Below are 12,146 nucleotides of genomic sequence, written 5' to 3' on the forward strand. Positions count from 1 at the left end.
CGTTGCATTGCAACATCTCTACATTAAATTACAGCGATCGCTGGTTTACTTTCTACTAGTCAACTTATCTAAGAAATCCATTTTTACTGCAAAGTTGATAATATCTTGCCCTGTGCTAGGGATTGTAACTTCACCGTTATTTAGGGCGACAATATAGGGCATACCGTCAATCCAATCAATGATTGGCCCGCCGGAAGCGCCGCCTGCGGTAGCGCAATCATGAAGTAAAAGATTTGATTCTTCACCAACAATACTGCAATTATCTTCATAACCCGCAGTCCATCCCTTACCGGCGGTGTAGGATTCATAGCCTTCTTTGGTGGGATCTGGGTAGTCACCAGAGTAACCAACAAAGAATAATTTATCTTGCTTTTGTTTAATCAAAGTAGAACTAGGTACAGACTTCCATCCTAAACGACCATATTTGCGGGCTAGGGGCTGATTAATTCTGATTAATGCCCAGTCTTTGCTTTGATTTTTGACGTTATCGAAACCACCATTCTTGAAATCTGTACCGTACCACACATTTTTTGTAACATTCTGTACTTTGGCAATATCTTCTTGACTCTGGAGTTTGCCATTAATAACATTGGGTATAAACCGAAGTTCTTTACTGAGTTGATGAGTCTCAGTATCAATTACACAGTGAGCATTGGTTAAAACAATATCATCAGCAATTAATGTGCCCGTGCAATAATAGCTTTTAGCGTCAGCTGTTGTTCCTTGCACTCGTCCGATCGCTGACCAAGGATAATATCTACTTAGCACAGGCATACGGTTATCTATGCCTCTGGGGATACCGCGATCGCCTTCATAAGGTTTTTCGGACTGTTCGAGATCGGTCGGTTTAAAGGGTTTACCATCCCCTACCAAATTCAGCTGTTCTGTATTTGGCGATATCGGTGATTCTGTTTCTGCTTGGACTGATCTCCAACCACCTAAAGTGGTAAAAATTACAATTCCGGGGATAAAGAAAGCAAGCAGTTGTTTGTAAATAGACGGTTTACGCATTGATTTTACTCCTGAATTCAAAGTGAAAATTTGATATTTGATCTCTCTCCTGCGAGGAGATAGGCTTTAAATTGCCTCTTTTTCCAGTTCCCTCTCCTAAAAGGCTACGGTGTACACACAAGTCTGAAGTTGTTCAAGAATCTGGGTTTTACCCCACCCTAACCACTGCTTGAATTCAATAAATGACCACCCGAATTCAATAAACGACCGCCCGAATTCAATAAACGACCGCCCGAATTCAATAAACGACCACCCGAATTCAATAAACGACCACCCGAATTCAATAAACGACCACCCGAAATCGATATATTTATTGCATAAATTCTCAAAACCTCACCCCAAACCTGATTTACTAAGGTTTTAGCTTTAGTTTTACCCCACCCTAACCATCACTGCGATTAAGTAGGTAATCTTTGGGATTTAAGAAGAAATTCGACTTGTGTGTACACGGTAGCTCCTAAAAGGAGAGGGTTAGGGAAAGGTCAATTAAATATTCACCGCCACTCCCCTTGCAGAGTGAAAGCCGCCCAATAACGGGGATGTTTCCAAGCTGGATTTTGCAAATCTTTCCTTTGCCACATTTGGCGTTGGGCAAAATTAAGGGCGGCGGCGGGAGATTTCTTTTGTTCCAATATTTGTTTGTAGAATGCAATCATTAACTCGTTGGTAGATTGATCGTTCACGTTCCACAGAGACACGGTGACTCTAGCTGCACCTGCATACATAAAGCCTCTTGTCAAGCCCACCAGCCCTTCACCTTGGACATCATCGCCTAGTCCACTTTCACAGGCACTCAGCACTATCAACTCTGCGGGGAAGTCGAGGTTGAAAATATCGTTGAGTCGCAGAAAGCTTCTGGTTTGGGGTTTACCTTGTTTATCTACCAGAGACAGCACGATACGATACCTGATAAGGCTGGGTTTACTGTGTTGAAAATCCCGTGAGTTGCAAATAGCAGATAGCGATATTGACGTAACTGTTTGCTGTTTGCAAAGTTGTAGTTAGCATCTAATCCAAAAGCGGAAAGCTTGTTATTAGGAAAATTCACCAGTTCGAGAATTGCTTCTCCCTCAGCTTGCGTACCTGGTAGTGGTTCTAAAACCTGATTGGTGTTTCTTAAAGTTTCTAAAGCTGAACGGTCGAGGTTGTTTTCTACAGATGAGGGTTTATCATTCTTCAACCGTGTATCATCAGCACTAAATACAGGATTTGCGAGGACAGCTAGGGTTTTGGGTGCAACGTCGCGTGTTTTGAGTTTTTTTCTGTGAGTTGCAATGCTAGATATTGAAGGAAGATTGACAATTTCATGATTCACAACTAGGGGTTGATATTCGTTGCTGGCTGCTGATTTTCTCGGTTCGTTTAAAGCTGCAAATGATACTTGATGTAAAATTCCATCAGCAACAATGACTAAACGTTTGTTTTCTAACTTTCCTGCTACAGGTTTAAGGATAAGTTCACTAACTGCAATTGCAGCTTTCTCTGTATTTGCAAAAGTTTGCGCGTTGTCTTCTAGGGTTCCTCCCTGAATCAGTAGTGACTGTTTTGGCTGTAAAAGGCTATTCAAATGCTTTGCAGCTTCGACTATCTTTTCTTGTCCGGGGAGTTCGTAGCTTTCCAAAGAATTAGGAGTGACTACCCATAAATAGCTGCGTTTTTCACCCAAGGAATATTGCAACAGGATAGTATCTTTATCTAATTGCTGTTGAATTCCTGGTAATTGCAGGATGTCTTCTGGGTCTGTTAATTCTGCACGTTCTGGGTTTGTGGCGCGGATTTTAGCGGTGAGTTTTTGTGATTCTTGGATAATATTGGTGATTTCTTGGTTGGTTTTGTTGATGAGTTCAGTAGATGAGCCTTTTTGACTTAATAAGTCTGATAAACGCGTTTCCTGCAATGTCAGTTTATTCTGCAAACGACGTTCTTCTGCTAAGAGTTGTGGCTCAACATCTTTACGGAGATTGACATTACCTGCTTTTAAAAGTTCAACCAAACTTCTGGCGCGGGCGCGTTCGCTGATGTGCAGTGCAATAGCATCGCATTTATCTTTGATTTTGAGGTCTTGGATGTTGAATTCGCATACTTTGGTGGGGTCTTTTTTGTGCAATTGCATCAACAAGTCGATGTAGAATTTGTAGTAATTCTGCACTGTAGCGAAGTATGAGATACGCAGTTCATCACTTTGGACATTACCGCGTATGCTTTCAACAATGTTGATTGTAGTTTGGATGTTAGAAAGTGCGGTTTCGAGTTTTCCGAGATTGCGTTGGTTAATGGCAATTTGGTAAAGTGCCTGTGCTTCTCCTGTCTTGTCTTTTAATTCTCGTCGCAATTTTAGTTCTTCATTGAGCCTATTTATTGACTGTTGATACTTTTTCTGGAACTCATAAGCCATGCTCATGGTATTTAAGGTTTCAGCTTCCTTAATTCGTAATCCAACTTTGCGATAATCTACCAAAATATTTTTATAGCTATTTAATGCATTTTGATAGTCGCCTTTAGCAAAATATACGCTACCGATAATGCCAAGAGAAGCTGTTTGCTCAAAAGAATATTGATACTGCTGAGATAATACTAATGCCTGATTAGCAGCATCGAACGCTTTGTCATAATCTTTCAAAGACCGATGGGTTTTTGCTATACCCCAAAGTGTAGCAATTTCCAATTGATGATCCTTTTGTCTTTGGTATAACGATAGTGCCTGATTATAATATTTGAAAGCCTCGTTGTACCTTCCATCTAGTTGGTAAACATTGCCAATGGCTCTCATAATTCTTGCTTGTTCACTTTGATTGTCCAGCTTCCTATATATCTGTAGTGCTTGGTTATAAGTATTAATACTTGAGTTAGGATCGCCTAATGAATTGTAAAGTAATGCAATATTACCAAGGGTACGCGCTTCTGCTTTAGGATTTTTTGTTATGGATCGCTCAATTTTTAAGGCTTGGTTATAAAGGTTTAATGCAATCTGATAATCTCCCTGTAAAAGATAGATATCAGCTTGTTGATTAAGAGTTGAAGCTTCGTCTTCTTTATCACCACCTTGACGTTGAAGCTGAAGTGCTTCATTTGTATATTCCAGTGCTTTTTGGATATCACCTAAAAAACTTCTATAAACACTAACAATCAGTCCAATAGCCTGGGACTCTAAGCTCGTCCAACCAGCTTGATGAAAGAGTAATTTTGCTTTATTGTATTGTTCAATACCTTGATCATAAGCTCCCAATGAAATATGGACATCAGCAATATCCTGAATGATTAAACCTTGGTCTATTAATGTACCTTTTGTCTGTTGGATTTCCAGTGCTTTATTTAAAAATTCTAATGCTTGTTGATGTTTGCCCAATTTAAGGTGCAGAGAACCAATGTGTCTCAGAATTATCGCTTGTGCAGGTAAATCTCGCCTTTTACGTTGAATATCTAGAGCTTGATTATAATATTGAAAAGCTGTGTCTGATTCACCTATTTGAGAATAGACGAAAGCAATATGATCAAGAATATAAGCTTCTTTATCTAGGTCTTTAAATCTAGTACGATAAATCTCTAGTGCTTGATTGAGGGAGCTAAGAGCATTTTTCATCTGACCTAATCTAATGTAAGCATTAGAGGTAGAGTTTAAAGTTATAGCTACAAAACCAAATTGCTTCTGTACCCGAAAACTTGACTGTGCTTGGTTGAAATATTCGATTGCTTTTTGATGTTCGCCCATTCCGACATACACGTTACCAATTAAACTGAGTGCAGATGCTTGCTGCAAAGGCTGATTTAGTTCTTGCCAGATTGAAAGTGCTTTATTGTGGGACTCAAGCGCATTTTTCATGTCAGAAAGCAAAAAGTAAACTACTCCAATATTTTGGTTTATCTCAGCTTCCTCTTGGCGCAGTCCTATACTCTGGACAATTTTCAACGCTTGTTGATATTTATTTATAGCTTGCTCGTATCCTTCTCTATTACCTTTTTTCTTTAGCTCCTGTGCTTCTTGAAATAGCTTTACTCCCTGCTCATATAACTTTTGTTGCTCTGGATTCAAAGGAGTTGATGGGGTAGGCGCTGGCTGCTGTGCAAGATAGATTTCCTGCTGATTATGATAGCTTTTCAGCAATACTTGCTTATCCCCAGTTTCTAAAGATGGGAATTTATCTTGATATTTATCTAATAGAATTTCTGGAGATATCTTTGGTGAATAGTTCTGTAAATCACCAACCTTTGCACCCACCGCATCAGACAGCAAAACCACACCCAGCAACGCAGTTAAACTATAACGAGAAACACGAGAAAATGAGCAGCAAAAATTAAACTGAAACTTAGCGTTCTTGTTCATGCTGATGCCTCAATAACCTATGAGTTACTTGGGTTTAGATATTTATGGTTGAATTTTTTTACAGTTATCAGTTATCAATTTTGTTCTTGAGGTTTAAGTCTCCCATAAACAAAGTGGAACGCTTTGGTGACAGGTTTAAATCCCTCACCATACGCCTGATAACTGTTCACTGGTTTAATAAATCTCTTTCTGATTCCAACGTTGAGTTTATAACGTTCATTCACCTGAATTGACGTTGTTTCCAAAATAGAAACAAAATTTTGCCAAATCTTCCAAATTCCTTATTCTGGCGTTCTCTAACGAGGTTTTATGTGGACTTAGATCCCCGACTTCTTTAAGAAGTCGGGGATCTGAAGGTCAAGTGATTCAACTCCAAACTGAATTTCTCAACAAATAGGTACTAAACGGCTTTCCAGTACCTATTAAATAGGTACTGTACCTATTTCTTGCGCCAACGCGCATCTGGGCCTCGCCCCAAACATTCCAGCCGCCCCTCAGTCCGCTCAAGGCGCAGAATGCGGCGAATTAAGTCAATTCCCACTGTGGGACATCGTTCCTGTAAATCCTTGATAGAAAAATCTCCAGGTATATTGCTAATAGCATCTAGCACAATAGCTGTTTTAGCACCCTTGACCGAACTGACTAACCCGACTCGCTGCTCGAACTCCCGGTACGCCGACAGCACTACCACACCCAGAAAATACTCCCACCACGGCAACAAGCTATGCTGTCCTTGATGCCAGTTTTGTGACGATTGATAAAGTGTATCGTAGTAGCTTTCTTTTGTGCGTTCTACAATCCGTTCCAAGCTAATAAACCGACCCACTTCATAATCAGCTTTGTACAGTAACAGTAGTGTTAGCAGCCGAGCCATCCGTCCATTGCCATCACTAAAAGGGTGGATACACAGAAAATCCAGGATGTAAGTGGGGATGAGCAGTAATGGCTCGATTTCCTCGGACTCAAAGAGGCGGTTGAACTGTTCGTGCAACCGTTGCATTGCATCTGGTGTCGCATAAGCTGGGACTGGCTGAAACCTCACAACCTTAGAGCCATCTGGGTAAGTTTCGCTGATTACATTGTCTACCGACTTCCAGTGCCCACCCTCACCAACAGTAAACTGGTAAAGGTCACGATGCAGCTGTAACACCACTCCAGGGGTGAAAGGGATGTGAGCATAGCTGGTGTGGATGGTGGTAAGTACATCTCGATAGCCAGCAATTTCTTGTTCGGAGCGATCGCGGGGCGTAGTTTTTTCGGCTACCAGTTCCTTGATGCGTTCCAGGGGCGCTGTGATGCCTTCTATACGGTTGGAAGACTCGGTGCTTTGAATAATCGCGGCTTGACGCAGTGTCTCCAATACTTGAGGCGACTGTTCTTTGAACAACTCCTGCTTGCCTTTGTACTCACCAATAAGCCGGACGGTACGCAGTAGATTTTGAGTAATTGGCTGGCGTTCGATAAAGCCTGGTTCAAACGACTGCATCGACAGTTCCTATCAACTTAACTCCACCATATTCTCATTGCCTCGTCGTTTGAGTGCGTTGGCGATCGCGTAGCGTTCCGTAGGAAAGCCCACTGTACCCCTCTGAAAATTTTACGAAATCTTCCGGATTCCTTATTTTGGCGTTCTCTAACGAGGTTTTAAGTGTGATGTTTCAAGCTTTATCAAAAACGATCGCTTTTGAAGAATTCCTCAATTGGAAGCCAGATGGTGGATGTTATGAACTACACGACGGAGCAATTGTTGAAATGCAACCAGTAGGAAACCATGAAGAGATTAATAGTTTTTTAGCTGGTGAAATAACTTTAGAGTTCAAACGATTAAAACTCCCATACCTCATATCCAAGCAAGCACTAGTTAAGATTCCTGACAAAGAATCAGGTTATTCGCCTGATGTGATAGTGATAAATCAAAAGAATCTTTCAGCAGAACCGATGTGGAAAAAGTCTTCAACGGTTACTCAAGCTGCATCGGTTCCCCTAGTTATTGAAGTTGTCAGCACTAATTGGAGGGATGATTATGCATCCAAGCTGGTTGACTATGAAACTTTTGGCGTTCCTGAATACTGGATTGTTGACTATTTAGCTTTGGGCGGTAGAAGGTACATAGGTAATCCCAAACAACCGACTATTTCGGTTTATTATTTGGTGGATGGTGAATATCAAGTTAACCTGTTTCGGGGAAATGACCGCATCATATCTCCTACATTCCCAGAATTAAACTTGACCGCCGAACAGATTTTTCAAGCTGGGCGTTCAGAAAATCAATTATGACCGCAATGCAGACACTCCCATAGGGCCACGAGTCACGCCTAATTGATTTTGCAACTTCAACTCTCGCCATAGTTGAGAACCTGTAATCTCACCTTGCAATAATTGGGTATAAAAATGTATTGTTTTACTCACTTGCTCTGGTGTTTCATTCACAAATTCGATGCGGAAGTGACGTAATCCCAGTTCTATCAGACGCTGTACGTACTCGGCTCCCGTTTGAGCAGTGCCGTTAAATACAGTATTACGGCAACCTACATCTGCTTTGAGGACGTGTTCGCTACCTATACGGTCTTTTAATTTCACTTCCTGCTTTTCACAAGGTCGTCCACAGTTGGTGTAATCTGTACCCGTCGATAGAAAGGCACAAAATACGCAGTGTTCCATGTGAAACATCGGTATATGCTGATGGATTGTCACCTCAAACCACTGGGGTGGACAACTGGTAAGCAGGTCTTGTAGTTGGGTAATATTCAGGTCATAGGATGCCGTCAGCCGTTCTAAACCAAAGCGTTGCTGAAAGTAGTCTGCTGTTAAGGGATTAGCAACGTTGAGCGAAAAATCTCCAATACAACGGTCTTGAGCAAAGAATTGCAATTGGTCATAGTTGCGTATTAGATAGCCATCTGCTTCTGAACCACGTACTTGCTGCAAAATCCAATTTTCTCCCGGTTTGGTAATTCGGGGTGGTGCAACCCAAATTGTGGGGAGTGGGGAGTTAGGAGTTATGAGTGCTGAATTATGAGTTAAAAGTGAGGAATTGTCTGCTTTGTTTTTTTGCTGTTGCTGGCGCACTATTTGCACCGCTTCTCGGTAGGCACGGGGGTCTTCAAATTCACAATACAGTGTTTCAATACCAGCTTTGAGGGCAGCTTGCAGTTGCTTGAGATTTCGTACCAAGACGATGAGTGAAGGAGATGAAGGAGATGAGGGTAATGAGGAGGGAAATAAATCTTGGAAAGAGACATCAGAACCTAATTGCCAGCGTTTGGGTTGACTTCGCAATTCTTCTAACTGTGCTACGATTTCCCGCCGCATCCGGTTCAATTCACTTACGGGTAGCATAATAGCACCGCTGAAGTGGTTGATTAGTGTTCCTAAACAGAAAGGTGTGTTACCGAGACGACCGAATTGTTCTTGTAAACGCTCTGTATCTAGGGGTTTGGTGTGCGCCTCTACCAGAGACATTGCAGACTCTACTTGTACAATATTACCGAGTCGATCGCGGGCGATCGCAATCAGTAGCTGACCAACTTCTCCATAAATTTCCATATCAATGGGACGCTGAAATTGTGGGTTCTCGCCAGCAAAACTCTGACGTAGTTGCTTATCGAGTTCTGGATCGTTGGTTTTCCAAATGCGATCGCCTATATGCACTCGGCGTAAGTTCAGGTCATTTCTACCAAAGGTCAGCACACTTTCCTTACCTTTGGAAACCACCCCATAAACTCGCCCGCCTTCTTCCTTCGCCTCTGGATGACCGCAGTCAAATACAATTCCATCCCCTGGTTTTACAGGCGCTTCCAATTTGACTGTTACCTGTTCGTTGTGAATGCGGCTGATTTCACCTAAATAAACCCCACGTTTTTTACCAAAGCGGGCGTGAACTAGTTCCTGATTATTAATCCCGCCAAACCAGCCCGTGTAGAGTCCGCGAGAAAATGCCATTTCTAGGTTGTAATGTTCTTGGTCTGATTGACCTCTTTCTCCTTCCCTTGTAGGCAAAGGGGTTAAGGGGTTAGGTCTTTCCAATTCCGTCATTACCCCATCCAAAGCTTGCCGATAAACACGGGTGACATTAGCAACATACTCTGGAGCTTTCAGGCGACCTTCAATCTTGAGACAGGTTACTCCTGATTTCACCAAATCTGGCAGAACGTCTAACCCTGCTAGGTCTTGAGGACTGAGTAAATATTTGCGCTCTTTTAAATTCACAACTTCCCCATCGGCAATTAAATCGTAGGGCATCCGGCAAGCTTGGGCACATTCACCTCGGTTAGCAGAACGTCCGCCTAAAGCCTCACTAGTCAAACACTGACCGGAATACGCTACGCACAAAGCACCGTGAACAAAGACTTCCAAGGGCAGCGACGTTTCCTGTTGGGCAATCTGCTGTTGAATTTTATTGATTTCTTTGAGAGAACATTCACGCGCCAGCACCACCAATTTACAGCCAAGAGATTTGGCAAATTCCACCCCAGCCGCACTGGTAATCGTCATTTGCGTGGAAGCATGGATGGGAAAATCGGGGGAAAGGTGACGGATGAGACGGCATATACCAATATCTTGAACGATCGCTGCATCCACACCAGCTGCAATAATTGTGCGGAGATATTGCTGTGCTTCTGCTAGTTCTTTGGGGAATATTAGGGTGTTGACAGTGACATAACCCTTTACGCCCCGACGGTGCAGGAATGTCATCAATTGGGGTAAGTCCGCCTCAGTAAAATTTTGTGCCCGCATTCTGGCATTAAACCGATCCAAACCAAAGTAAATCGCATCTGCCCCATTTTCCACAGCAGCTTTAGCACAGTCCCAATTACCTGCTGGCGCGAGTAGTTCAGGACGTTGAAGGGAAGGTTGTGAAGGAGAGCGATCGCTTTTCATTAGATTTTGGGAGGGTTAACTAGCACCATAGTGATTTTATCGAAGTTATTGGGGGATGGGGCGATCGCTCTTTCATCTGCGGTTCATTCAATCCTCTTCTCCTCTGCATCTGGAGTAAGTAGACAGGCGAGAAGAAACAGAACTATATTAAATTTAGTTAAAAAAAGTTTCGCTAGGTTGTCAATGTATTAACAAAATGGAAATTCTTAAATCAAGCACCGCCTTAACAATTCAAAATTCAAAATTCAAACATTTTAGACATTCAGACGGGGATTTAAACCCCGACTGAAACTGATCGGAGGCGGAGTGGCTCCGACTCCGCGCTACATATAGATGTAGGGGTCTTAAACCCTTGAATTTACGATAAATTGGAATTAAACCTGTGTCTGCTAAAGATGCTTTTCATACAGTTGTCAAAACAGCACTTGAGAAAGATGGCTGGTTAATCACTCACGATCCTTATACCCTCCAGGCAGGAACCCTTGAGCTATATATTGATTTAGGAGCAGAAAAAGTTCTTGCAGCCGAAAAACAAGGACAAAAAATAGCTGTTGAAATTAAAAGTTTTTTGAGTCCTTCAAAAATCACAGAACTTTATGCTGCATTAGGACAATTTATCATTTACCGAATCGCTTTACAAAAACAAGAAGCCAATCGCACTTTATATTTAGCGGTTCCTAGTACTGTTTACAATGATTTTTTTATACTTCCATTTATCCAATCTGTAATTCAAACTAATCAGCTCTGTTTACTAATTTATAATATTGAACAGGAGGCGATCGCCCAATGGCAAAGCTAGAAGAATATCGAAAATATATTAAGAGTTTGCTTCAACAACACGCTAATACTGTTTGGGATAATCGCATTCAAGCACAGACGATTTTTGATACAGAACACGATCGTTATCAATTAGTTTATGTAGGTTGGCGCGAGCAAGACCGCATATATGGGCCTGTTCTCCATGTAGATATTCTTAACGAGAAAATCTGGATTCAGCAAGATGGAACGGAGGTGGGAATTGCTAATGAATTGGTTGAATTAGGTGTCCCAAAAGAGGATATTGTTTTAGGTTTTCAGTTACCCTCTGTACGTAAATATACAGATTTCGCTGTTAGTTAATTGAAGGGTGACAATTTTAGCCATTTTCTACTAGCTTGCCTTTTACTTATCATTGTATCTGCGATCGCTCTCTTGTTTTGCTTCACATCATTAGGTTAAAAACAAGCGAACGCCTGAGCTAAAATAATATCCCAGGCTCAATAAACTTTATTGCTCATAATGATATTTACAAGTCAAAATAATCAATAAATCTTCTTGCACTTTGTAAACTAATCTATGTTCATCTGTGATTCGCCTTGACCAGTAACCTTGTAGTTCATATTTTAATGGTTCTGGCTTCCCTATCCCGGCAAAAGGATCTCTTTGTATATCTGTAATCAGTTCCAATATTTTTTTGAAAATTTTCTTGTCTTCTGTTGCCCACTGACCTAATTGTTCAAAAGCTTCTGGTTCAAAGGCAACTTTTTTCATATTCATCTAAATCTACATAAACTAGGTTTCCTTTTTCTACATTCTCCAAAGCTTTGAGCAGATGTTTTTTATTAGTTTCTGATTTTAGAAGATAGGTAGTTTCATCTTCTTCAGTTGGTGTTTCAACTAACACGATGACTTCTACAACAGTTCCTTCTGGTAATTCCGTTGCAGACAATTCAATCTTGCCATTTTTTCCGACAATAGCCTTTTGTTTAATCCCACTAAGCATAATTCCTATTTACTCCCATATTTACCACCTTATTGTAACTGTAGATGAATCAGATGAGATTTGGGCGATCGCTCGCTTTTCTTTGTTGGCGTGGGTAGTTCGTTAAAAAGAGCGATTGCTATTAGACAGAATAGAACTCAAATTGGGAATACTGAGTAAAGTGCGGTTGTT

General features: G+C 41.4%; 10 protein-coding genes. 3 read left to right on the plus strand and 7 right to left on the minus strand.

The features are described 5' to 3' along the window. Positions 1-45 precede the first annotated feature (45 nt). The 4 genes from HWQ40_RS02655 to HWQ40_RS02670 form a co-directional block, all read right to left on the minus strand. Positions 46-1,011, minus strand: coding sequence for a trypsin-like peptidase domain-containing protein (locus HWQ40_RS02655; protein WP_292774807.1), 966 nt, complete (start codon positions 1,009-1,011; stop codon positions 46-48). A 494-nt stretch (positions 1,012-1,505) separates the two neighbouring features. Then, a complete protein-coding gene (locus HWQ40_RS02660) occupies positions 1,506-1,907 on the minus strand; it encodes a CHAT domain-containing protein (protein ID WP_292774808.1) in 402 nt (133 codons plus the stop codon). Beyond that, entirely contained in the window at positions 1,892-5,332 is a 3,441-nt protein-coding gene (locus HWQ40_RS02665) for a tetratricopeptide repeat protein (protein ID WP_292774809.1), read from the minus strand. Before HWQ40_RS02665 ends, HWQ40_RS02660 begins: the two co-directional genes overlap by 16 nt. Positions 5,333-5,771: 439 nt before the next feature. After that, positions 5,772-6,818: a Fic family protein gene (locus HWQ40_RS02670; RefSeq protein ID WP_292774810.1), complete on the minus strand. Its 1,047-nt coding sequence runs from the start codon at positions 6,816-6,818 to the stop codon at positions 5,772-5,774. A 167-nt stretch (positions 6,819-6,985) separates the two neighbouring features. On the opposite strand from HWQ40_RS02670, the gene HWQ40_RS02675 reads away from it, so the two are divergent. Continuing rightward, entirely contained in the window at positions 6,986-7,609 is a 624-nt protein-coding gene (locus tag HWQ40_RS02675) for a Uma2 family endonuclease (protein ID WP_292774936.1), read from the plus strand. Here the strand turns inward: HWQ40_RS02675 and HWQ40_RS02680 are convergent. Continuing rightward, on the minus strand, positions 7,604-10,213 hold the full coding sequence (locus HWQ40_RS02680; protein WP_292774811.1) for a U32 family peptidase: 2,610 nt from the start codon (positions 10,211-10,213) through the stop codon (positions 7,604-7,606). The genes HWQ40_RS02675 and HWQ40_RS02680 overlap by 6 nt on opposite strands. Before the next feature lie 382 nt (positions 10,214-10,595). Here HWQ40_RS02680 and HWQ40_RS02685 point away from each other — a divergent pair, with 382 nt between their 5' ends. Then, complete coding sequence (locus HWQ40_RS02685) at positions 10,596-11,012, plus strand: XisH family protein (protein WP_292774812.1); 417 nt, start codon at positions 10,596-10,598, stop codon at positions 11,010-11,012. Next, the gene (locus tag HWQ40_RS02690; protein ID WP_292774813.1) at positions 11,000-11,332 is read left to right on the plus strand and encodes a XisI protein; all 333 of its coding nucleotides are present in this window, start codon (positions 11,000-11,002) and stop codon (positions 11,330-11,332) included. Before HWQ40_RS02685 ends, HWQ40_RS02690 begins: the two co-directional genes overlap by 13 nt. A gap of 147 nt (positions 11,333-11,479) precedes the next feature. Here HWQ40_RS02690 and HWQ40_RS02695 read toward each other — a convergent pair whose 3' ends face one another. Next, positions 11,480-11,743 carry a Txe/YoeB family addiction module toxin gene (locus tag HWQ40_RS02695; RefSeq protein ID WP_292774814.1) on the minus strand — a complete coding sequence of 88 codons (264 nt, stop codon included), beginning with the start codon at positions 11,741-11,743 and terminating at the stop codon, positions 11,480-11,482. Further along, positions 11,724-11,975 (minus strand): hypothetical protein, encoded by a 252-nt coding sequence (locus tag HWQ40_RS02700; RefSeq protein ID WP_292774815.1) that lies wholly within the window; start codon positions 11,973-11,975, stop codon positions 11,724-11,726. The genes HWQ40_RS02695 and HWQ40_RS02700 overlap by 20 nt, the downstream gene beginning before the upstream one ends. Between the last annotated feature and the right edge of the window lie 171 nt (positions 11,976-12,146).

Origin of the sequence: Nostoc sp. NMS9, assembly GCF_017114995.1 — a bacterium.
Taxonomy (GTDB): Bacteria; Cyanobacteriota; Cyanobacteriia; order Cyanobacteriales; family Nostocaceae; genus Nostoc.